Annotated in this window: 20 protein-coding genes; 2 read left to right on the forward strand and 18 right to left on the reverse strand. The window is 71.1% G+C overall.

What is annotated here, in order from left to right; genetic code table 11:
* Positions 1-49: 49 nt before the first annotated feature.
* From nusB to ACFVIU_RS21645, 13 genes are all read right to left on the reverse strand, one after another.
* The gene (nusB, locus tag ACFVIU_RS21585; protein ID WP_385844359.1) at positions 50-484 is read right to left on the reverse strand and encodes a transcription antitermination factor NusB; all 435 of its coding nucleotides are present in this window, start codon (positions 482-484) and stop codon (positions 50-52) included.
* A 2-nt stretch (positions 485-486) separates the two neighbouring features.
* Positions 487-1,053, reverse strand: coding sequence for an elongation factor P (efp, locus tag ACFVIU_RS21590; RefSeq protein WP_385844360.1), 567 nt, complete (start codon positions 1,051-1,053; stop codon positions 487-489).
* 49 nt (positions 1,054-1,102) lie between these two features.
* The gene (locus tag ACFVIU_RS21595; protein ID WP_385844362.1) at positions 1,103-2,206 is read right to left on the reverse strand and encodes a M24 family metallopeptidase; all 1,104 of its coding nucleotides are present in this window, start codon (positions 2,204-2,206) and stop codon (positions 1,103-1,105) included.
* A gap of 69 nt (positions 2,207-2,275) precedes the next feature.
* Positions 2,276-3,232 carry an AAA family ATPase gene (locus ACFVIU_RS21600; RefSeq protein WP_385844363.1) on the reverse strand — a complete coding sequence of 319 codons (957 nt, stop codon included), beginning with the start codon at positions 3,230-3,232 and terminating at the stop codon, positions 2,276-2,278.
* Positions 3,233-3,390: 158 nt separating this feature from the next.
* The gene (gene aroB / locus ACFVIU_RS21605; protein ID WP_385844365.1) at positions 3,391-4,482 is read right to left on the reverse strand and encodes a 3-dehydroquinate synthase; all 1,092 of its coding nucleotides are present in this window, start codon (positions 4,480-4,482) and stop codon (positions 3,391-3,393) included.
* Positions 4,479-4,997: a shikimate kinase gene (locus ACFVIU_RS21610; RefSeq protein ID WP_385844366.1), complete on the reverse strand. Its 519-nt coding sequence runs from the start codon at positions 4,995-4,997 to the stop codon at positions 4,479-4,481. Before ACFVIU_RS21610 ends, aroB begins: the two co-directional genes overlap by 4 nt.
* A complete protein-coding gene (gene aroC, locus ACFVIU_RS21615; protein ID WP_385844367.1) occupies positions 4,994-6,178 on the reverse strand; it encodes a chorismate synthase in 1,185 nt (394 codons plus the stop codon). The genes ACFVIU_RS21610 and aroC overlap by 4 nt, the downstream gene beginning before the upstream one ends.
* 165 nt (positions 6,179-6,343) lie before the next feature.
* Positions 6,344-7,183: a shikimate dehydrogenase gene (locus ACFVIU_RS21620; protein WP_385844369.1), complete on the reverse strand. Its 840-nt coding sequence runs from the start codon at positions 7,181-7,183 to the stop codon at positions 6,344-6,346.
* Positions 7,164-8,843, reverse strand: a complete 1,680-nt coding sequence (mltG, locus tag ACFVIU_RS21625) for an endolytic transglycosylase MltG (RefSeq protein ID WP_385844370.1) — start codon at positions 8,841-8,843, stop codon at positions 7,164-7,166. The genes ACFVIU_RS21620 and mltG overlap by 20 nt, the downstream gene beginning before the upstream one ends.
* A 123-nt stretch (positions 8,844-8,966) precedes the next feature.
* The gene (ruvX, locus tag ACFVIU_RS21630) at positions 8,967-9,431 is read right to left on the reverse strand and encodes a Holliday junction resolvase RuvX (RefSeq protein ID WP_385844372.1); all 465 of its coding nucleotides are present in this window, start codon (positions 9,429-9,431) and stop codon (positions 8,967-8,969) included.
* Positions 9,432-9,446: 15 nt separating this feature from the next.
* On the reverse strand, positions 9,447-12,119 hold the full coding sequence (gene alaS / locus ACFVIU_RS21635) for an alanine--tRNA ligase (RefSeq protein ID WP_385844373.1): 2,673 nt from the start codon (positions 12,117-12,119) through the stop codon (positions 9,447-9,449).
* Entirely contained in the window at positions 12,119-12,487 is a 369-nt protein-coding gene (locus ACFVIU_RS21640; RefSeq protein WP_385844374.1) for a hypothetical protein, read from the reverse strand. Before ACFVIU_RS21640 ends, alaS begins: the two co-directional genes overlap by 1 nt.
* Positions 12,488-12,503: 16 nt before the next feature.
* The gene (locus ACFVIU_RS21645; RefSeq protein WP_385844578.1) at positions 12,504-12,929 is read right to left on the reverse strand and encodes a DUF948 domain-containing protein; all 426 of its coding nucleotides are present in this window, start codon (positions 12,927-12,929) and stop codon (positions 12,504-12,506) included.
* Between the two features lie 170 nt (positions 12,930-13,099).
* Here ACFVIU_RS21645 and ACFVIU_RS21650 point away from each other — a divergent pair, with 170 nt between their 5' ends.
* Complete coding sequence (locus tag ACFVIU_RS21650; protein WP_385844376.1) at positions 13,100-15,247, forward strand: ATP-binding protein; 2,148 nt, start codon at positions 13,100-13,102, stop codon at positions 15,245-15,247.
* A 106-nt stretch (positions 15,248-15,353) separates the two neighbouring features.
* On the opposite strand, the gene rpsD is transcribed toward ACFVIU_RS21650, so the two are convergent.
* The 5 genes from rpsD to ACFVIU_RS21675 form a co-directional block, all read right to left on the reverse strand.
* Positions 15,354-15,968: a 30S ribosomal protein S4 gene (gene rpsD, locus ACFVIU_RS21655; RefSeq protein ID WP_385844377.1), complete on the reverse strand. Its 615-nt coding sequence runs from the start codon at positions 15,966-15,968 to the stop codon at positions 15,354-15,356.
* 318 nt (positions 15,969-16,286) lie between these two features.
* On the reverse strand, positions 16,287-17,642 hold the full coding sequence (locus ACFVIU_RS21660; protein ID WP_385844379.1) for a replication-associated recombination protein A: 1,356 nt from the start codon (positions 17,640-17,642) through the stop codon (positions 16,287-16,289).
* Between the two features lie 41 nt (positions 17,643-17,683).
* Complete coding sequence (locus ACFVIU_RS21665; RefSeq protein ID WP_385844380.1) at positions 17,684-18,340, reverse strand: vitamin K epoxide reductase family protein; 657 nt, start codon at positions 18,338-18,340, stop codon at positions 17,684-17,686.
* 271 nt (positions 18,341-18,611) lie between these two features.
* Entirely contained in the window at positions 18,612-19,874 is a 1,263-nt protein-coding gene (hisS, locus tag ACFVIU_RS21670; protein ID WP_385844382.1) for a histidine--tRNA ligase, read from the reverse strand.
* Positions 19,875-19,886: 12 nt separating this feature from the next.
* Positions 19,887-20,594 carry an MBL fold metallo-hydrolase gene (locus ACFVIU_RS21675; protein WP_385844383.1) on the reverse strand — a complete coding sequence of 236 codons (708 nt, stop codon included), beginning with the start codon at positions 20,592-20,594 and terminating at the stop codon, positions 19,887-19,889.
* A 169-nt stretch (positions 20,595-20,763) separates the two neighbouring features.
* Between ACFVIU_RS21675 and ACFVIU_RS21680 the strand changes: the two genes are divergently transcribed.
* Positions 20,764-21,588 carry a peptidylprolyl isomerase gene (locus ACFVIU_RS21680; RefSeq protein WP_385844385.1) on the forward strand — a complete coding sequence of 275 codons (825 nt, stop codon included), beginning with the start codon at positions 20,764-20,766 and terminating at the stop codon, positions 21,586-21,588.
* Positions 21,589-21,718 lie beyond the last annotated feature (130 nt).

The raw sequence follows: 21,718 nt of genomic DNA on the forward strand, positions 1-21,718 counted from the left end.
CCGCAGCACAGGCGTGCTGCGGGCCCTCCGGCGTCGGCGTAACGGCTGTTTACGCCTGGTCGCGGCGCAGGGACGGCTTGAGCTCCTTCAGCCGGCCCAGCAGGCCGTTGACGAACGCGGGCGACTCGTCGGTCGAGAACTCCTTCGCCAGCTGCACCATCTCGTCCAGCACGACGGCGTCCGGGGTCTCGTCGACCCAGATCAGCTCGTACGCGCCCAGCCGCAGGATGTTGCGGTCCACGACGGGCATCCGGTCGAGCGTCCAGCCGACCGCGTACTGGGCGATCAGCTCGTCGATCCGCTTGGCGCGCCCGGCGTAGCCCTCGACCAGCTGCATCGTGTACTCGCTGACCGGCGGCTGCCGGGTGTCGGTCCGGGACAGCCGGACCCAGTCGGCGAGGACCGTCAGGACGTCGGCGCCGCGCTGGTCGCCCTCGAAGAGGATCTGGAAGGCGCGCTTGCGGGCCGTGTTGCGAGCAGCCACGGTTAGCTGTTCACCCGGCCGAGGTAGTCGCTCGTGCGGGTGTCGACCTTGATCTTCTCACCGGTGGTGATGAAGAGCGGGACCTGGATCTGGTGGCCGGTCTCCAGCTTGGCGGGCTTGGTGCCACCGGTGGACCGGTCGCCCTGGAGGCCGGGCTCGGTCTCGGCGACCGTCAGCTCGACGGCGGCCGGCAGCTCGACGAAGAGCACCTCGCCCTCGTGCTGGGCGACGGTGGCCTCGAAGCCCTCGATCAGGAAGTTGGCGGCGTCGCCGACGGACTTGCGGTCGACCATCAGCTGGTCGTACGTGTCCATGTCCATGAAGACGAAGTAGTCGCCGTCCATGTACGAGAACTGCATGGTCCGCTTGTCGACAGTGGCCGTCTCGACCTTGACGCCGGCGTTGAAGGTCTTGTCGACGACCTTGCCGGACAGCACGTTCTTGAGCTTGGTGCGCACGAAGGCCGGGCCCTTGCCGGGCTTGACGTGCTGGAACTCGACGACGGACCAGAGCTGGCCGCCTTCGAGCTTGAGCACCATGCCGTTCTTGAGGTCGTTCGTGGAAGCCACGGTTGCGGAATCTCCTGGACTGACGTGGACGACCCCGGGGCACGCACTCCTACAGCGCGAGCAGCTCCTTGGTCGTGATGGTGAGTAGCTCGGGTCCGCCGTCCGCCTCGGGGCGTACGACGAGCGTGTCATCGATCCGGACACCGCCCCGGCCCGGGAGGTGGACCCCCGGTTCGACGGTGACCGGCACGCAAGCGTCCAGTTTACCCATGGCGGAGGGCGCCAACTGCGGGTCCTCGTCGATTTCGAGTCCGACCCCGTGTCCGGTCAGCGGTGGCAGGGCTTCCGCATAGCCCGCGGAGTCCAGTACCTGGCGCGCCGCACGGTCCACGTCACGGTAGGCGGCGCCGGGGGCCAGCGCCTCGCGTCCGGCCCGCTGAGCGGCGAAGACGAGGTCGTACAGCTGGATCTGCCAGTCGGCCGGCGAGGTGCCGATCACGAAGGTGCGGCCGATCTCGCAGCGGTAGCCGCGGTAGGTGGCACCGAGGCAGACCGAGAGGAAGTCGCCCTCCTCCACCCGCCGGTCGGTGGGCCGGTGGCCACGGCGGCCGGAGTGCGGGCCGGCGGCCACGGAGGTGGGGAAGGCCGGGCCGTCGGCGCCGTGGTCGACCAGCCGGCGCTCCAGCTCCAGCGCGAGATGCCGTTCGGTGCGGCCGACCAGGATGGACTCCAGCAGCTCGCCGAGGGCCTGGTCGGTGATCTCGGCGCCGATGCGGAGGCAGGAGATCTCCTCCTCGTCCTTGACGACCCGGAGCTGTTCCACGGCGGCGCCGAGGTCGGTCAGGCGGATCCTCGGGGCCACCGAGGAGAGGGCTCGGTGCCGCGCCACGGTGAGGTGGTGCTCCTCCACCGCCAGCGAGTCGGCGCCCTGCCCCGCGGCCAGGCCGGCCGCCGCGACGGCGGCGTCGCCGCCCGTGGGCACGGTGTGCAGCCGCAGGTGTTCGTCCGGCCTGCCCTCGTAGGGGCGGTCCTCGGGCGGGCCCGCGCACACGAGGAGATCCTCATGTCTGCCGAGGAGCAGGGCGGCGCCCCGCGGGGCCGCGGCCGCGAGGTAGCGCACATTGGCGGGGCGGGTGATGAGCGCCGCCGCGGTGCCGGCCGCGGTGACGTGGTCCCTCAGCCGGGATCGGCGGTTCGCGTACACCTCTGACATGAGATGAGCGTAGGAGTTTTGACCGACTTCTGCTGGTTGGGTGGGTCCGAGTGGGGTTTGGGGCGGAAGTCACCAGTTCGGAGGGCTTGCTATGGCTCTGGCCAGGACGTCGTCCAGGACCTTCGCCGTGCCGGGGACATCGAGCTGGGAGTTGTCGATGATCGGCAGGCCCGAGCCGTACCAGCCCGCCATGCGGCCGTGGATGCGGGCCACCTCCTCGTCGGTGAGGCGGCGGTTGCCGGTGCGCTCGGCGTTGCGCTCCAGGACGATGTCCAGGCCCGGCAGCAGGACGACCGGCAGCAGGCCGGGGCCCACGTGCCGCTTCCAGCCGCCGAGGCCGACCACCGGGCGGTCCGGGAAGACCGCGTCGTCCAGGATGCAGGAGATGCCGTTGGCCAGGAAGTTCCGCGCGGCGAAGCCGCAGGTGCGGCGGGCCAGGCGGTACTGGGCCTCGGAGTTGTCGTTCCACCCGGACTGGGGGTCGGCGAAGCCCGAGCGGACCCATTCGCGGACGTCGTCCAGGCTGATGTGGGCCGTGGGGACGCGCCGGTGGTCCGCCCAGTACTTGGCGACGCTGGTCTTGCCGGCGCCCGCCGGGCCGATCAGCAGCACGGCCAGCGTGGTGGCCGTCGCGTCGGGCAGCGCGGCCTGGGCCGGGGGCGCCATGGGCACGCCGACCGGGCCGCCGGGCGGCAGCGGCACATGACCGGTGGCGTCCGGCGGCGGCGCGGCGGGCGCGTGCTGCACCGCCGGGGGCGGTGCCACCGGGGGTGGCGTGACCGGGGGTGGTGCGACCGGCGGCTGCGTGACGGGGGGCTGGGGCGCCGGGGGCTGCCCGGGTGCGGGAGGGACGGGCCCGCCGGCCGGGGCCGGGAAGCCCGGCGCCGGGGGCACGGGGGCGGGTCCGTGGGAGGCGCCCGGGTGCGGGTGCGCGCCCGGGTGGTGTGCGGCCGCCACCCACCCGGCGTGCGGCGGCTGCCCCGGCTGGTGGGGCTGCGGCAGCGGCGACCCCATCGCGTGCTGCATCCGTTGCCACTCCGTCTCGTACAAGGCAATTGGTGCTGGTGGCGGGCGTGAACACCCGCCGCCTACCGAACGGTACCCTCCCCGGCCGTTCATCGGTGAAACGGCCGGGGGCGACCGTAAGTGCCCGGTATCGAAAGGGAATAGGGCAGGCTGCGGACCTACTGCCCGACCTCGCCGTAGGCGGCGAGCAGCACCGCCGGGTCCGGGCCCTCCAGCACGGTGGGCTTGGCCAGTCCGTCCAGGACGATGAAGCGGAGCAGGTCGCCGCGGGACTTCTTGTCGACCTTCATCGTCTCCACCAGCTTGGGCCACTGGTCGTAGCGGTAGTGCAGCGGGAGACCGACGGATTCGAGGATCGTCCGGTGCCGGTCCGCCGTCGCGTCGTCCAAGCGGCCCGCCAGGCGGCCCAGTTCGGCGGCGAAGTGCATGCCGACCGCGACCGCGGCGCCGTGCCGCCACTTGTAGCGCTCGTTCTTCTCGATGGCGTGGCCGAGCGTGTGGCCGTAGTTGAGGATCTCCCGCAGACCCGACTCCTTCAGATCCGCGGAGACGACCTCCGCCTTCACCCGGATCGAACGCTCGATCAGCTCGGCCGTGTGCGGACCCGCCGGGGTGCGCGCGGCCTCGGGGTCGGACTCGATGAGGTCGAGGATCGCCGGGTCGGCGATGAAGCCGGCCTTGATGATCTCCGCGAGTCCGGAGACGTAGTCGTTCACCGGGAGGGAGTCCAGCGCGGCGAGGTCGCACAGGACGCCGGCCGGCGGGTGGAAGGCGCCCACCAGGTTCTTGCCCTCGGCGGTGTTGATGCCGGTCTTGCCGCCGACCGCCGCGTCCACCATCGCCAGGACGGTGGTCGGGACGGCGATCCAGCGGACCCCGCGCAGCCAGGTGGCGGCCACGAAGCCCGCGAGGTCCGTCGTGGCGCCGCCGCCCACGCCGACGACGACGTCGGAGCGGGTGAAGTGGGACTGGCCCAGGGCCTTCCAGCAGTAGGCGGCGACCTCCGCGGTCTTGGCCTCCTCCGCGTTGGGCACCTGGATGGCGATCGCCTCGTACCCCTGCCCGGCCAGGTCGGCGCGGAGCGCGTCCCCGGTCTCGGCGAGCGCCTCCGGGTGGATCACCGCGACCCGCTTGGCCTTCGGCCCGACCAAGCCGGCCAGCTCGCCCAGGAGTTGCCGGCCGACCAGCACCTCGTAGGGGTCGGTGCCCGCGGTGCCGGCGACCTGGATCCGGGTGACTGCCTCGCTCATGCTTCCTTCAACTCCAGTGCGTCCAGCGCTGCTCGGGTGACCTCTTCGGGGGTGCGGCCGTCGGTCGGTACGACGGCGGTGGCGACCTCCTCGTACAGGTGCCGCCGGGCCTCCATCAGCTCGCGCCACTGCTTGCGCGGGTTGACCGCGAGCAGCGGGCGGGCCACGTTCAGGCCGGTGCGCCGGACGGCCTCCTCGACGTCCATGGAGAGGTAGACCACCCGGTGCCCGGTGAGCAGCGCGCGGGTGTCCGGGTCGAGGATGGCTCCGCCGCCGAGCGCGAGGACGCCCTCGTGCTCGGCGAGGGCCGTGTGCACGGCCCTCTTCTCGATCGCGCGGAAGGCGGGCTCGCCGTCCTCCACGAAGATGTCGGCGATGGTGCGGCCCTCGGCGGCGACGATGTCGTCGTCGGTGTCCCGGTAGCCGACGCCGAGGCGCTCGGCCAGCAGTTGCCCGACGGTGGACTTGCCCACGCCCATCGGCCCGATCAGCACGACCGCAGGCACGGCGCTCACCGGATCCGCAGGTTGTCGAGGTAGGACTGCACGTTGCGGCGGGTCTCCGCCACGCTGTCGCCGCCGAACTTCTCGGCGACCGCGTCCGCGAGGACCAGCGCGACCATGGCCTCGGCGACGATGCCGGCGGCCGGCACCGCGCAGACGTCGGAGCGCTGGTGGTGGGCCTGGGCGGGCTCGCCGGTGACGACGTCCACGGTCTGGAGGGCACGCGGGACGGTCGCGATGGGCTTCATCGCGGCGCGGACGCGCAGCAGCTCGCCGGTGGTGAGGCCGCCCTCGGTGCCGCCGGAGCGGCCGGAGGAGCGCTTGATGCCCTCGGCGGTGGTGAGGATCTCGTCGTGCGCCTTGGAGCCGGGCACCCGGGCCAGCTCGAAGCCGTCGCCGACCTCGACGCCCTTGATCGCCTGGATGCCCATCAGGGCCCCGGCCAGCCGGGCGTCCAGGCGCCGGTCCCAGTGGACGTGCGAGCCGAGGCCCACGGGTACGCCGTAGGCCAGCACCTCGACCACACCGCCGAGGGTGTCGCCGTCCTTGTGGGCCTGGTCGATCTCCGCGACCATCGCCTTCGAGGCGTCCGCGTCCAGGCAGCGCACCGGGTCGGCGTCCAGCTTCTCCACGTCGGCCGCGGTCGGGTAGACGCCGTAGGGGGCCTTCGCGGAGGCCAGCTCGACCACGTGGGAGACGATCTCGATGCCGGCCGTCTCCTTCAGGTAGGAGCGGGCGACGGCGCCGAGCGCGACGCGGGCCGCGGTCTCCCGGGCGGAGGCGCGCTCCAGGATGGGCCGGGCCTCGTCGAAGCCGTACTTCTGCATGCCGGCGAGGTCCGCGTGGCCGGGCCGGGGGCGGGTCAGCGGGGCGTTCCGGGCGAGCCCGGCCAGCACCTCGGGATCGATGGGGTCGGCCGCCATGACCTGCTCCCACTTCGGCCACTCGGTGTTGCCGACCATGACCGCGACCGGCGAGCCGAGCGTGAGTCCGTGCCGGACGCCACCCAGGAAGGTGACCTCGTCCCGCTCGAACTTCATCCGCGCACCGCGGCCATAGCCGAGCCGCCGCCGCGCGAGGTGGTCCGCCACCATGTCGGTGGTGATCGGCACGCCGGCGGGAAGGCCCTCCAGCGTCGCGACAAGTGCGGGACCGTGGGACTCCCCCGCGGTCAGCCAACGCAGCCTGCTCAACGGTGCTCCTCAGTGTTCGCGCCCGGCACTGCCCGCCGTACCCGCGTAAGCCTGGACGGCGACGGCGTGACCGGGTGCGCGACCCCGGCCCGCCACCTCCGATCCTCCCACGTCCCCGGCCGTTTCCCGGCCGCCGGTCCAGCAGTCGGACGCGCGAGTGGAGCCTCAGCGGGCGGCGAGCGCCTTCTCTCCGGCGTGGCGCATGGCCTCCAGCGGGGCCGGGGTACGGCCGGTCATCTGTTCGACCTGGAGGACGGCCTGGTGGACGAGCAGGTCCAGGCCGCCGACCACGGCGCCGCCGAACATGGACCAGCGGGCCGCCAGCTCGGTGGGCCACGGTTCGTAGAGGACGTCGAAGAGGGTGGCGGGGCGCTCGGGTACGGCGGCGGCGAGGGCGTCGGTGGTCCCGGCGGGCGTGGTGGCGATCACCAGGGGGGCGCGCAGGGCCTCGGCCGCGTCCGCCCAGTCGGCCGTACGGACCTCGACGTCCAGCCGCTCGCCCCACTGCCGCATCTCGGCGGCCCGGCCCGCGCTGCGCACATAGGCGACGACCTCGCCGGTGCAGATCCGGGCGAGGGCGGCGAGGGCGGAGGAGGCGGTGGCACCGGCGCCGAGGATCGCGGCCGAGTCGACCTGTTCGATGCCGTGCTCGCGCAGGGCCGCCACCATGCCCGGGATGTCCGTGTTGTCACCCAGGCGTCGGCCGTCCTCGGTGAAGACGACCGTGTTGACCGCGTCCACCGAGGCGGCCGTCTCGCTGATCTCGTCGACCAGCGGGATGACCGCCCGCTTCAGCGGCATGGTCAGCGACAGCCCCGCCCACTCCGGTCCGAGCCCGTCCAGGAAGCCGGGCAGTTGGGCCTCGTCGACCTCGAAGCGCTCGTACGACCAGTCGGTGAGCCCGAGTTCGTCGTACGCGGCCCGGTGCAGCACCGGGGAGAGCGAGTGGGCGATGGGCCGACCGAGCACGGCGGCCCGGCGGGCGTCAGTTGCCCGAGGTGGCATTGAACTTGTCCTTGAGCTGCTTGAATTCTTCGTAGGTCTTGGCGAATTCGGTATTGCTTTGGCCGTCGGTCGCCACGAAATAGATCCAGCCGTCGTGCGTCGGATTCAGCGCCGCCATGATCGCTTCCTCACCGGGGTTGCCGATGGGGCCGGGCGGAAGTCCCTTGTGGGTGTAGGTGTTGTACGGGTTCTGGTTGCTGTTGATCTCCTTCTCGGAGATATGGATGTTGCTCGTGCCCTTGAGGTAGTTGTAGGTCGAGTCGAACTGCAACAGCTGGTTGGTCTCGGTGTTGGTCGGCTTGAGACGGTTGTAGACCACCTCCGCCATCTTGCGGAAGTCCTCGTGCGTCTTGCCCTCGGCCTGGACCAGGCTCGCGACCGTGACCAGCTCGAACGCGTTCTGCAGCCCCAGCGCCCGGGCCTTCGCGGTGAGGCCGTAGGCGTCGTACTTGGACTTCGCCTGGGACACCATCTGCTTGAGGACGACGTCCGGCTTCATGCCCTTGGCGGCCGGATAGGTACCCGGGAAGAGGAAGCCCTCCAGCGGGTCCTTGATGTCGCTGCTGTACGGCGTGTTCTGCGCCCAGAGCGGCACACCGAGGCTCTTGTACTCCTTCTCGGCGGCCTTCCTGGTGGTACCCGCGGAGAGTTCGAGTTTCGCGTCGATCGCCTCGTAGACGCGCGCGTTCCGCTCGCCCGGAGTCACCATGACATTGTTCTGGCTCTTCGGGTCCAGCATCATTTTCACGGCGCTGACGGCGGACATCTCCTTCTTCAGGAGATAGGCGCCGGCCTGGATGGAGTCGCCGCCCGAGACCTGGCCCTGGGCATGCACGAACGCCTCGGCGCTCTTGACGACACCGGCCTCCTTCAGACGGCGGCCGATCTCCCAGCCGCCCACACCCTTGGGGATCTCCACGGTGACGGCCTGGCCGGTGCCGTTGCCCGTGTAGTCCGGGGCCGGGGCGAAACGATTTTGGTAGAACGTGTAGCCGTAGTAGCCGACCCCGGCGAGGCCGCCGCCGAAGACCAGGACGACCACCATGCAGGCGCAGCCGGTGCGCCGTTTCTGGCCCTTCTTGGCGGGTTTCTTCCCTTTGCCGCGCCGCTCGCGGCGGCTCTGGAGCTCGTGCTCCTCGTCGTCGTCATCCCCGCCGCCCGCGAAGAAGGCGTGCTCCTCCTCGGCGGGCGCGGTCTCCGGCTCCGGTTCGGCGACCGGCTCGGGACGCCTGCGGCCGGGCGGCTCCGGTGGCGGGTAGGCGTCCTCGGTGCCGTAGAGATCGGGCTGCTCCCCGCCGTAGGCCACGGGCTGCTGGCCGTAGGGGTCGCCGGGATCGGCCGCGTACGGCACCTGGCCATGGGTGCCGGTCGCGTCCCAGCCGCCCTGGTGGTACTGCTGCTGGGTCTGGCCGGCGTACCCCTGGTCGTACGGAAGATGGCCCTGGTCGTCGTAGTACTGGTGCTGCTGTCCGTCGTATCCGGGCTGCTGCTCGTGGCTCCAGTCTCCGTACTGCGGCTGCTGCGGGTAATGCTGCGGCTGGCCGCCGTAGGCAGACTGCGGGCCGACGTGCGCCTGCTGCCCTTCCCATCCGCCGTCCCCGTACAACGGGTCCTGCGGATGCCACGGTTCGGGGCCTGCGCCCCGGCCATACTCAGTCATCGATCCCCTAGAGCCGCGAGGCCGAGCGGTCACGCGGCCGGTGGGCCGGTTGCCGTTCCGCCTCTTGCTGTGCCCCGGCTGTTCGAACACCGGCGCATCGCGCGGAACGTTACCGTATCGCGATCAGATGACCACTTCGACGCCCTCGCCGGGTGCTCTGCCTGACACCCGTTCGGATTCCAGGGCCTGCTGGAGGATGATGACGGCCGCCGCCTGGTCGATGACGGAGCGGCCCTTCTTGGCCTTCACCCCCGAGGCGCGCAGCCCCTGGGAGGCGGTCACGGTCGTCATCCGCTCGTCCACCAGGCGGACCGGCACCGGCTTGATGCCCTTGGCCAGTTCCTGGGCGAAGGCGCGGACCTTGACCGCGGCCGGACCCTCGCCCCCCTTGAGGGAGCGAGGAAGGCCGACGACGACCTCGATCGGCTCGTACTCCTCCACCAGTTGACGCAACCGGCGGTGGGCGGCGGGGACGTCCCGGCCCGGGACCGTCTCCACCGGTGTGGCGAGGATCCCATCGGGGTCGCACGAGGCGACCCCGATCCGGGCATCCCCGACGTCGATCGAGAGTCGACGTCCTCTGCGCATATTCCGACCGTTTCCTTACTTGGCGGTTTCGGCTACGAGACGCTCGACGGCCTCGACGGCCTCGCCGACGGCAGCCGGGTTCTGACCGCCGCCCTGGGCGACGTCCGGCTTGCCGCCACCGCCGCCACCGAGCGTCTTGGCGGCCGTACGGACCAGGTCACCGGCCTTGAGACCACGCTCGCGGGCGGCCTCGTTGGTGGCGATGACCGTCAGCGGCTTGCCGCCCGTGACGGTGAACAGGGCCACGACCGCGGCCCGTCCGCCCTGGATGCGGCCGCGCACGTCGAGGACCAGCTTGCGCAGGTCGTCGGGGGTCGTACCGTCCGGGACCTGGCCGGTCACCACGGCCACACCGCGCACGTCCCGGGCGGACTCGGCGAGGCCGGCGGCGGCCTGGAGCACCTTCTCCGCACGGAACTTCTCGATCTCCTTCTCGGCGTCCTTCAGCTTGCCGAGCATCGAGGAGACCTTCTCCGGCAGCTCCTCCGGGCGGCCCTTGAGCAGCTCGGTCAGCTGGTTGACCACCGTGTGCTCACGGGCGAGGAAGTGGTAGGCGTCCACGCCGACCAGGGCCTCGATACGGCGGACACCCGAACCGATGGAGGACTCGCCGAGCAGCTTCACCAGACCCAGCTGGGCGGTGTTGTGCACGTGCGTACCGCCGCACAGCTCCTTGGAGAAGTCGCCGATGGTGACCACGCGGACCCGCTCGCCGTACTTCTCGCCGAACTCGGCGATGGCGCCCTGCTTCTTGGCCTCGTCGATGCCCATGACCTCGGCGTGCACGTCGAGGTCACGGGCGAGCACCTCGTTGATCTTCTGCTCGACGTCGGTCATCACGGCCGTCGGCACGGCGGACGGCGAGCCGAAGTCGAAGCGGAAGCGGCCGGGCTGGTTCTCCGAACCGGCCTGGGCGGCCGTCGGGCCGAGGGCGTCGCGCAGGGCCTGGTGGGTCAGGTGGGTGGCCGAGTGGGCGCGGGCGATGGCCTTGCGGCGGCGGGAGTCGATCGAGGCGTGGGCCTTGGCACCGACGGTGACCTCGCCGACCTGGACGACGCCCTTGTGGACGTACACGCCCGGCACCGGCTTCTGGCAGTCGCGGATCTCGATGACGGCACCGGTGTCGGCCTTGATCCGGCCGGTGTCGCCGATCTGGCCGCCGCCCTCGGCGTAGAACGGGGTGCGGTCCAGGACGATCTCGACCTCGTCGCCCTCGGTGGCGGCCGGCGAGGAGACGCCGTCGACCAGGATGCCGACGATCGTGGTCTCGCCCTCGGTGTCGGTGTAGCCGATGAAGTCGGTGGCACCGGCGGAGTCGGCGATCTCCCGGTAGGCGCCCATGTCGGCGTGACCGGTCTTCTTGGCCTGGGCGTCGGCCTTGGCGCGCTCCCGCTGCTCCTTCATCAGGCGGCGGAAGCCCTCCTCGTCCACGGCGAGGCCCTGCTCGGCGGCCATCTCCAGGGTGAGGTCGATCGGGAAGCCCCAGGTGTCGTGGAGCAGGAACGCCTTGTCGCCGGAGAGGACGGTGCCACCGGCCTGCTTGGTCTCGGTGACGGCGGTGTCGAGGATGTTGGTGCCGGCCTTCAGCGTCTTCAGGAAGGCGTTCTCCTCGGCGAGGGCGACCTTCTCGATGCGCTCGCGGTCGGTGATCAGCTCCGGGTACTGCTGGCCCATCATGGCGATCACGGTGTCGATCAGGTCCTTGACGACCGGACCGGTGGCGCCGAGCAGACGCATGTTGCGGATGGCGCGGCGCATGATGCGGCGCAGCACATAGCCGCGGCCCTCGTTGCCCGGGGTGACACCGTCGCCGATGAGCATCACGGACGTACGCATGTGGTCGGTCACCACGCGCAGGGAGACGTCCGAGTCGTGCGCGTCGCCGTAGCGGACGCCGGTCAGCTCGGTGGCCTTGTCGATGACGGCCATGGAGGTGTCGATCTCGTACATGTTCTGCACGCCCTGCAGAATCATGGCGAGCCGCTCCAGGCCGAGGCCCGTGTCGATGTTCTTGCTCGGCAGGTCCCCGAGGATCTCGAAGTTGTCCTTGCCGATGCCCTCGCCCCGCTCGAACTGCATGAAGACGAGGTTCCAGATCTCCACGTACCGCTCGTCGTTGACGGCGGGGCCGCCCTCGACGCCGAACTCGGGGCCGCGGTCGTAGTTGATCTCGGAGCAGGGGCCGCACGGGCCGGGGACGCCCATGGACCAGTAGTTGTCCTTCATGCCGAGGCGCTGGATGCGCTCCTTCGGCACGCCGACGACCTCGTGCCAGATGCGCTCGGCCTCGTCGTCGTCCTTGTAGACGGTGATCCACAGACGCTCGGGGTCGAGGCCGTAACCACCCTTGTCCTGGGGCGTGGTGAGCAGCTCCCAGGCGTAGGTGATGGCGCCTTCCTTGAAGTAGTCGCCGAAGGAGAAGTTGCCGCACATCTGGAAGAACGTGCCGTGGCGCGTGGTCTTGCCGACCTCTTCGATGTCGGGCGTGCGCACGCACTTCTGCACGCTGGTGGCGCGCGGGAACGGAGGCTTGACCTCACCCAGGAAGTAGGGCTTGAAGGGCACCATGCCGGCGGGGACGAGGAGCAGAGTCGGGTCGTCCGCGATGAGCGACGCCGAAGGGACGACGGTGTGCCCGCGCTCCTCGAAGAAGCTCAGCCAGCGGCGGCGAATCTCGGCCGACTCCATCAGTGGTCCTCATTCCGGTTGTACGAGTACATCGGGGCTTCGATGTACTTCGGTGTGCTGTTGTCGCCGCGGTGGTCGCCGCGGGGGTTCTCGATGGCGGCGTACCGCGTGGGTGCCGGAAGCTCGGGGCTCTCGTGGATGCCCAGAGCCTCTTCCAGCTCGGCCTCCCGCTGGGCCATGTTGTCGCGGACGTCGAGCGCGAAGCCGACCGCGCGCTCCTTCAGCCGCTGACCGGTCTCCAGGGCCTTGTTCGCCGCGGTCGCGGCCAGGCTCTCCGGGGTCAGCTGCTTCAGCTTGCGGTTGACCTTGGTGGTGGCCCACACTCCGGCGGCGACGCCGGTGGTGAACCAGAACGTACGGCGGAACATCGCTCGGTCTCAGTCCTTACTTCCGCTTGCGTCGTGCGGCGGGGACCGTGCGGCCCACGATCACGGTACGCCGGGGCGACTTGGCGGGCACGTCCTCCTTGCGGCCGCCGAGCGCCCGGCGGACGCCGTAGCCGAAGGCGGCGACCTTCACCAGGGGGCCGCCGAAGGTGGACGCGACCGTGCTCGACAGCGCGGAGGCGTTCGAGGTGACCTCCTGCACGTCGGAGGCGATGGCGTCGACCCGGTCGATCTGGGTCTGCGCGGACCGCACCGCCTGGGAGGCGTCGGCCAGCAGCGGGACGGCCTGGTCGGTCACGTCCGCCACGAGCTTGGTGGTCGCCTTGAGCGTCTGGGCCAGCCTCGCCAGCGCGACGGCGAGGAAGGAGACCAGGATCGCCCAGAAGACGGCCACCAGGATCCCGGCCACCTCTCCACCGGACACTGTGCGCACCCGCTCCCTGAAACGTGCCTGAGCATCGAAAAAGTCGTGTCCCGAGCCTATCGCGCCGGGGCGGAGGCTCCGTACCGGATTGACGGTGGGGGCCGTGGAATCGGCCGGGTTACGGGAAGCGATTGTACGCATTGCACACGGTTCAGTACGCTCCGTGTCCCATGCGAGGTCATCAGCGCCCAGATCCCTTTTCCGGCGGTGTTCCGCCCCTTGAGCTGACCGGTTTCGTCGGGCGCTCGGCCGAGCTGACCGAGCTGGCCGCGGCGGTGCGGCAGGCCCGGCTGGTGACGGTGACCGGGGTCGCCGGCGTGGGCAAGTCCCGGCTGGCCGGCCGGGTCGCGGCGGCCTGGGGCACCGGGCACGGGCGGGTGGAGCTGGCTCCGGTGTGCGACCCGGAGTTCGTGGAGTACGCGGTCGCCGAGGCACTGGGGCTGACCGACCACACCGCCCGCACCCCCCGCGAGACGCTGCTGGAGCAACTGGCCGGCCGGCCCGCCCTGTTGCTGCTGGACGGGGTCGAGCATCTGGTGGAGGCCTGCGCGGATCTGGTCGCGGAGCTGCTGCGCAGGCTGCCCGAGCTGCGGGTGCTGGCCACCGGCCGGCGTCCGCTGGGCCTCGCGGGCGAGCGGCTGTTCGCGCTGGCACCGCTCGGTACGCAGGAGGCGGTGGAGCTGTTCGCGGAGCGGGCCCGGGAACAGGGGCTGTCGGTGTCCGACGGGCCCGAGGTGCGGGAGCTGTGCCGCCGTCTGGAGGGCATCCCGCTGGCGCTGGAGCTGGCGGCGGGCCGGCTGCGGGCGCTGTCCCCGGCCCAGGTACTCCAGCGGCTGGACGACCGGTTCCGGCTGCTGACCGGCGGCAGCCGGGACGGACTCGCCCGGCACCAGACGCTGCGCACGGCGATCGGCTGGAGCCACGAGCTGTGCACGCCCGCCGAGCGGCTGCTGTGGGCACGTCTGTCGGTGTTCGCGCAGACCTTCGACCTGGAGGCCGCCGAGTACGTGTGCAGCGGGGACGGGCTGCCCGCCGAGGACGTCCTGGACGTGGTGGCGGAGCTGGTCGCCCAGTCGGTCATCGCCCGCGAGGAGACGCCTGCGGGTCCGCGCTACCGGATGCTCGACACCGTACGGGCCTACGGCCGGGACTGGCTGGAGGCGACCGGGGACGCGGTCCGGCTGCGCCGGCGGCACCGGGACTGGTACCTGGGGCTGGCGACCTGGTGCGAGCTGGACTGGTTCTCACCCCGGCAGCGGGAGGTGGCCGCCCGGGTCGAGGCGGAGCTGCCGAATCTGCGGGCCGCGCTGGAGTTCTGTCTGACCGAGCCGGACGAGGCACATCTCGGCCAGTACCTCGCGGGGTCGCTGTGGTTCTGCTGGGTGGGGTGCGGGCGGCTGGCGGAGGGGCGGCACTGGCTGGAGCGCAGCGTGCAGCTGGCGTCGGGGTACGAGCGGTCCCGGCTGAAGGCGCTGTGGGTGCTCGGCTATGTGGCGATCCTCCAGGGCGACACCGTGTCCGCGCTGGCCACGCTGCACGAGTGCCGTCAGGAGGCGGAGCGGGCGGCCGATGCCACGGCGATGGCGTACGCGGAGCACCGCGCCGGTTGTCTGGCCCTGGTCACCGATGACATGGCCCGTGCGGAAACGCTGCTGCGGTCGGCACTGGACCGCTACCAGGAGATCGGCGAGCTGAACAGCAATGTGCTGATGGGCCAGGTGGAGCTGGCGATGACCCGGGCGTTCCAGGGGGATCTGCCGGACGCGGTGCGGCTGTGCGAGGACGTACGGCGGGTGTGCGAGGACCACGGGGAGCGCTGGGCCCGGTCGTACGCGCTGTATGTGCTGGCGTACGCGGCCTGGCAGGGCGGCGACCCGGGCGGCGCGCGGCGGCTGCTCGGCGACTGCCTGGACCATGCGCACGCCTTCCACGATCTGCTCGGCTCGGTGCTCTCGCTGGAGTTGCTGGCCCTGGTGACCGCGGTCCAGGGCGATCCGGCCGAGGCCGCGGTGCTCCAGGGGGCGGCGGGCCGGATGTGGCCGTCGGTGGGGCTGCCGCTGTTCGGCTCGGCGTACTACAACGCTCCGCACGAGCGGTGCGAGGAGCTCGCCCGGGAGGCGCTCGGCGACGCGCGGTACGAGGAGTGCGTGCGGGAGGGGGCCCGGCTGGACCGCGCGGCGGCGGTGGCCCGTGCGCTGCGGCACGACCGGGTGCCGCCGCCGGGTGCCCCGGGGGCCGAGGGGGCTGCGCGGGGCGCGGGGAACCGGGTGCGGGGCCCCCGCCGGCCGGCCCATCGGCCGGACCTGCCCGCCACCTGAGCGCCGCCGCCCGCGGGGGCCGGGAAACACGAACCCGCCGCCTCCCCGCCCGGCAGGACCGGGACGGGAAGGCGGCGGGCTGAGTGGTGCTGCGCCGGGGCTGGGATCAGCGGGCGTAGTACTCGACGACGAGCTGCTCGTCGCAGATCACCGGGATCTCCTTGCGGTTCGGCTCGCGGTCCAGGCGGAACGCCAGGGCCTTGAGGTTCACCTGGAGGTAGCGCGGGGTCTCACCCTCGGGGGCGAAGCCACCCTCGCGGGCGATCGTGAAGAGCGTCTTCTCCTTGGAGCGCTCGCGGACCTGCACGACGTCGTCCGGGCGGACACGGAAGGACGGCTTGTCGACCTTCTGGCCGTTGACCTGGATGTGGCCGTGGACGACCATCTGGCGGGCCTGGTAGATCGTGCGGGCGATACCCGAACGCAGGACCAGCGCGTCGAGGCGGCGCTCCAGCTCGACGATCAGGGCCTCACCGGTCTTGCCCTGGACCTTGGACGCACGCTCGTAGGCGCGGACCAGCTGGCGCTCGGAGATGTCGTACTGAGCGCGCAGGCGCTGCTTCTCGAGCAGACGGACCTTGTAGTCCGAGTTCTGCTTGCGGCCGCGGCCGTGCTCGCCCGGCGGGTAGGGGCGGGCCTCGAAGTACTTGACGGCCTTCGGGGTCAGCGCGATGCCGAGGGCACGCGACTTCTTGACCTTGGGACGGGACTGGTTCGCCACTGTCTCAATCTCTTTCGTAGTGTTCGGCTTGTCAGGGCTCGCGGGAGGTCGCATCCGCAGCCGGGGAAACCCTCCGGGTCCGCTCGGGACCTGTCGGGCAGCCGCTCCCCTGGTCTGGGCACATACGTGCAGCACGCGAGTGGCCCACCGACCGTCCCGGGACTCCGGGTGGTGGTGGGCTGCCCGCGACACCGATCGACGGTGCGCGACGCTCCTGGAGTCCGTTTTCCCAGGGACTGGCCCCGGGGGCCGGACTCCGGCTGGTTGCCCCGTTCTGACAGCGCGGGACTCAGCACTCCGGCGAAGTCTACAGGGCGCTCAGGACCGGCTGCGACCGAGGTGCTTGCGGGTCCACTCCACCGCGTCCGCGTACCGCGCCTCGGCGCCGTGCCGGGTCGGGGTGTAGTAGGCGCGGTCCTTCAGGGCGTCCGGGGCGTACTGCTGCTGGGCGATGCCCTCGGGCAGGTCGTGCGGGTACACATAGCCCTGGGCGTGGCCGAGTTTGGCGGCGCCCTTGTAGTGGCCGTCGCGCAGATGCGGGGGGACCGGGCCGGCCAGGCCCTTGCGTACGTCCTCCAGGGCGGCGCCGATCGCGGTGGTGGCGGAGTTCGACTTGGGGGCGAGGGCCAGGGCGATGGTGGCGTGGCTGAGGGTGAGCGCGGCCTCCGGGAAGCCGATCATCGCGACGGCCTGGGCGGCGGCGACCGCGATGGGCAGGGCGTTCGGGTCGGCGAGGCCGATGTCCTCGCTGGCGGAGATCATCAGCCGGCGGGCGATGAACCGGGGGTCCTCGCCCGCCTCGATCATGCGGGCCAGGTAGTGCAGCGCGGCGTCCACGTCGGAGCCGCGGATGGACTTGATCAGGGCGCTGGCGACGTCGTAGTGCTGGTCGCCGTCGCGGTCGTACGTCACCGCGGCCCGGTCGACGGTCTGCTCCAGGGTTTGCAGGGTGATCTCGGACTCGCCCTGGTCCAGGGCGGCTCCCGCGGCGGCCTCCAGGGCGGTCAGGGCGCGCCGGGCGTCACCGCCGGCGATGCGCAGCAGGTGGGCCTCGGTGTCCTCGGGGAGGGAGACGGCGCCCTTCAGGCCGCGTTCGTCACCGAGGGCGCGCCGCAGGAGTCCGCGGACGTCGTCGTCCGTGAGGGGTTCCAGGGTGAGCAGCAGGGAGCGGGAGAGCAGCGGGGAGATCACCGAGAAGTACGGGTTCTCGGTGGTCGCGGCGATCAGCGTCACCCAGCGGTTCTCCACCGCCGGGAGCAGGGAGTCCTGCTGGGCCTTGCTGAAGCGGTGGATCTCGTCCAGGAAGAGGACGGTCTCCTTGCCGAAGCCTCCGGTGGCCCGGCGGGCGCCGTCGATGACCGCGCGGACCTCCTTGACGCCGGCGGTGATCGCGGACAGCTCCACGAACCGCTTGTTGGTGGCCTTGGAGACCACGTACGCGAGGGTCGTCTTGCCGGTGCCGGGTGGCCCCCAGAGGATCACCGAGGAGGGTCCGGCGGGGCCGCCGGAGCCCTCGCCGACCAGTCTGCGCAGCGGGGCGCCCGGCTTCAGCAGATGCTGCTGGCCGACGACCTCGTCGAGCGTGCGCGGGCGCATCCGCACCGCCAGGGGGCTGCCTGCCGGGTCCTTCTCCTGGCGATCTTCCGCTGCGGCGGTGAAGAGGTCGGGTTCCACTCTGAAACCCTAAGACACGCCACTGACAACGCGGCCCGGGGTCAGGCCCAGAGCTGGCTGCCCCAGCGGGTCAGGATGAGCATCGCGATGATGCCGCAGTGCGTGACCGGCAGCACCCACGTGAACTCGCCGAGGAAGGACTTCAGCCAGCGGGGGGCCGGCAGGAAGTCGTTGCGGACGTTGAACGAGGTGACGTACCAGAACATGGTGATGGTGGCGACCCAGGCCAGCGAGCACCACAGGCACAGCGCGTTGATCCGGTACAGGGACTCGAACTGGAGCCAGGTCACGAAGCAGACGCCGAAGAGCGTGCCGAAGTTGAAGGTCAGCCAGTACCAGCGCGGGAAGCGGGCGCGGGCCAGCAGGCTCATGCCGACGCAGATCACGATGCCGTAGGCGACCAGGCCGAGCATCGGGTTCGGGAAGCCGAAGACGGCGGCCTGCTTGCTCTCCATGACGCTGCCGCAGGACACGACCGGGTTGACGCTGCAACTGGGCGTGAAGGTCTTGCCGGCGGCCTTGGCCTCGAGGATCTTCAGCTTGTCGATCGTGATGACCCAGGCGGCCAGCAGTCCGGCCGCGCCGGTGATCACCAGCAGCAGGGCGAGGGCACGGCTGCCGCCCACCGCGCGCGGGGCGTCGGCGGCGCGCTCGGGACCGGGATCCGCGGAGACGTCTTTGACTGTCGTCTTGCTCATCAGACCGATTCCGTCACTTGAGAGTTGGACCATCTTCGGGCAGGGCTCATTGTGCCGCACGCGCCTGTGTGCGCACCGTTCGCTGGAGATAAGAGGGCACGCGCGAAGGCCGCGAACCGCCCGGTTCCGGCCGTTTTCATGGGCATGACAGCAGACAGATGAGCGCAGGGCGACCCGACGCCCGCCAGGTTGACATCCACCGGACCGGCGGCCGGAAACGGCAGAGCGCCGGCCACCCCTCGGTGACCGGCGCCCTCCGAGCCGCTGACGGCTAGCCGAGCCGCGCTTCCAGCTCGGCCACGATCTCGTTCACGCCGACCGCCGTCTGTTCACCGGACTCCATGTCCTTGAGCTGGACGACGCCCTCGGCGAGGTCGCGCTCGCCGGCGACGATCGCGTACCGGGCGCCACTGCGGTTGGCGTTCTTCATGGCGCCCTTCAGGCCCTTCCCGCCGTACGAGAAGTCCGCCGCGATGCCCACCTTGCGCAGCTCGGTGATCTTCGCGAACAGCACCCGGCGGGCCTCCTCGCCGAGCGGCACCGCGAAGACGCTGGTCGCCGCGGGGATGTCCAGCTCGATGCCCTCCGCCTCCAGCGCCAGCACCGTACGGTCCACGCCCAGGGCCCAGCCGACGGACGGCAGCGCGGGGCCGCCGATCATCTCGGACAGGCCGTCGTACCGGCCGCCGCCGCCCACCGCGGACTGGGAGCCCAGACCGTCGTGCACGAACTCGAAGGTGGTCCGGGTGTAGTAGTCCAGGCCGCGGACCAGCTTCGGGTCGTCCTCGAAGGACACGCCCGCCGCGCTGATCAGCTCGCGGACCTCCTCGTGGTACGCCTTGCAGGCGTCGCACAGGTAGTCCCGCAGCAGCGGGGCGCCCGCCAGCTGCTTCTGCACCGACTCGCGCTTGTCGTCCAGGACGCGCAGCGGGTTGATGTCGACGCGGGCCCGGGTGTCCTCGTCCAGGTCCAGGCCGCGCAGGAAGTCCACCAGTGCCGCCCGGTACACCGGCCGGCACTCCTTGTCGCCCAGGCTGTTGAGCAGGATGCGGAACTCGCGCAGACCCAGCGAGCGGTACGCCTGGTCGGCCAGGATGATCAGCTCGGCGTCCAGCGCCGGGTCCTCCGCACCGATCGCCTCGGCGCCGACCTGGGAGAAGTGGCGGTAGCGGCCCTTCTGCGGGCGCTCGTAGCGGTACTGCGAACCGGAGTACCAGACCTTCACCGGGAGGTTGCCCGTCTTGTACAGGTTGGCCTCCAGCACCGCGCGCAGCACCGGCGCGGTCGTCTCCGGACGCAGGGCCAGCCGGTCGCCGCCCTTCGTCTCGAAGACGTACATCTCCTTCGTCACGATGTCCGTCGACTCGCCCACACCGCGGGCGAACAGCTCCACGTTCTCGAACCCGGGCGTCTCGATGTAGCCGTAGCCGGAGTTCCTGAGCGGCGCGGCGATGGCCTCACGGACGGCCAGGAACTTGGCGCTGTCCGGCGGCAGCAGGTCGTACGTGCCCTTGGGGGCCTTGAAAGTGCTCACGGAAGTCTCTCGTCACATTCCTCGTCGGGGAGCCGGCGAAGCTCCCTGGCCGGCGGCCACCTGCCGCAGATAGGGGTTGGTGGCGCGCTCCTGGCCGATGGTCGTCTGGGGGCCGTGGCCGGACAGCACCACGGTGGAGTCGTCGAGCGGCAGGCACACGCGGGCCAGCGACTGCACCATGTCCTCCATGGATCCGCCCGGCAGGTCGGTGCGTCCGATGGAGCCGGCGAACAGCAGATCCCCGGAGAAGAACACCGACGGGACGTCGGCGGTCTCGGGCATCCGGAAGGTCACCGACCCCTTGGTATGGCCCGGCGCGTGCGCGACGGAGAACTCCAGCCCGGCCAGCTCCAGCGTGCTGCCGTGCGTCAGCTCGCGGACGTCGTCCGGCTCCCCCACGGTCAGCTCGCCCATCAGCGGCATGCCGATGGACCGGCCGAGCGCCTTCTCGGGATCGCTCATCATGTAGCGGTCCTCGGGGTGGATCCAGGCGGGCACGTCGTGCGCGCCGCACACCGGGACGACCGAGGCCACATGGTCGATGTGGCCGTGGGTGAGGACGACGGCGACGGGCTTGAGCCGATGCTTCTTCAGCGCATCCTCGACGCCTGCGGCGGCCTGGTGGCCGGGGTCGATGATCACGCACTCCTCACCGGCGGCGGGGGCGACGAGATAACAGTTCGTCCCCCAGGCCCCGGCGGGGAACCCGGCAATGAGCACGATCGTCCTTCGTTGTGTCGATTACTGGCGGCTTCGGCTTCGGTCAGAGCCTACCGGCGCTGCCGTTTCCTCAGCGAACCCATATACGGTACGGGGCTACACGCAGCGGTCGGCTCACGAGTACCTACGCGTACCGCCCGACACACGACACGCATGAGGAGAGAACCCGGTGGTCAGCCAGGAGCAGCGGCGGCGTCAGCTCGCCCGGGAGAAGTTCTTGCGGCAGCAGCAGCGGCGCACCGACGCGCGGCGCAAGTCCCGTATGCGCAACTCCGTCATCGCGTCGGTCCTCGGCGTGATCGTGATCGGCAGCGTCGCGCTGTACACGACCGGGGTGATGAAGGGCGGCGACGACAAGAAGACCAACGCGGGCAACCAGGTCAGCCCGAGCCCCTCCGCCCCCAGCAAGGCACCGGACCCGTGCGCGAAGCCGGCCGCGGGCGCCGTGAAGAAGCTGAGCTGGAAGAAGGAGCCGGCGATGACGATCGACACGTCGGCGAACTACACGCTGAAGCTCGCCACGACGTGCGGTGACATCGGCGTCGCGCTGAAGACCGCGGCCGCCCCGCACACGGTGAACTCCTTCGACTTCCTCGCGGGCAAGGGGTATTTCGACCACACCAAGTGCCACCGGCTGACCACCCAGGGCATCTACGTGCTCCAGTGCGGCGACCCGCAGGGCACCGGCATGGGCGGGCCCGGCTACACGCTCCCGGACGAGAACCTGAAGGACAAGAGCCTCGCGAAGCACACCTACCCGGCGGGCACGGTGGCGATGGCGAACACCGGGCAGAAGCACACCGGGGGCAGCCAGTTCTTCCTGGTCTACAAGGACAGCCCGCTGCCGCCCAGCTACACCCCGTTCGGCACGGTCGACGCGGCGGGCATGAAGGTGCTCCAGAAGATCGCCGCCGCGGGCGACAGCACGGGCCAGGGCGACGGCGCCCCGAACGCGACCGTCGTGATCAACAAGGCGACCGTCACGAAGTCCTGACGTCGTCGTAAACCCGAGAACGGCCAACTGCGGAATTTCGGTCGCGCTGGATGCGGACAGGCAACCCGCTGGTCGCCTATGTTGGCCGTGACGAAACTGTGGACGATGCCCGGGGCGCAGAAACCCCCGC

Origin of the sequence: Streptomyces sp. NPDC127190 (assembly GCF_042672505.1) — a bacterium.
Taxonomy (GTDB): Bacteria; Actinomycetota; Actinomycetes; order Streptomycetales; family Streptomycetaceae; genus Streptomyces.

Bases quoted from the DNA above. Each gene is read 5' to 3' on its own strand.
- ACFVIU_RS21595 (WP_385844362.1), bottom strand. From the start codon at position 2,206: ATGTCAGAGGTGTACGCGAACCGCCGATCCCGGCTGAGGGACCACGTC.
- ACFVIU_RS21600 (WP_385844363.1), bottom strand. From the start codon at position 3,232: ATGCAGCACGCGATGGGGTCGCCGCTGCCGCAGCCCCACCAGCCGGGG.
- aroB (WP_385844365.1), bottom strand. From the start codon at position 4,482: ATGAGCGAGGCAGTCACCCGGATCCAGGTCGCCGGCACCGCGGGCACC.
- ACFVIU_RS21620 (WP_385844369.1), bottom strand. From the start codon at position 7,183: ATGCCACCTCGGGCAACTGACGCCCGCCGGGCCGCCGTGCTCGGTCGG.
- mltG (WP_385844370.1), bottom strand. From the start codon at position 8,843: ATGACTGAGTATGGCCGGGGCGCAGGCCCCGAACCGTGGCATCCGCAG.
- ruvX (WP_385844372.1), bottom strand. From the start codon at position 9,431: ATGCGCAGAGGACGTCGACTCTCGATCGACGTCGGGGATGCCCGGATC.
- alaS (WP_385844373.1), bottom strand. From the start codon at position 12,119: ATGGAGTCGGCCGAGATTCGCCGCCGCTGGCTGAGCTTCTTCGAGGAG.
- ACFVIU_RS21640 (WP_385844374.1), bottom strand. From the start codon at position 12,487: ATGTTCCGCCGTACGTTCTGGTTCACCACCGGCGTCGCCGCCGGAGTG.
- ACFVIU_RS21650 (WP_385844376.1), top strand. From the start codon at position 13,100: ATGCGAGGTCATCAGCGCCCAGATCCCTTTTCCGGCGGTGTTCCGCCC.
- ACFVIU_RS21665 (WP_385844380.1), bottom strand. From the start codon at position 18,340: ATGAGCAAGACGACAGTCAAAGACGTCTCCGCGGATCCCGGTCCCGAG.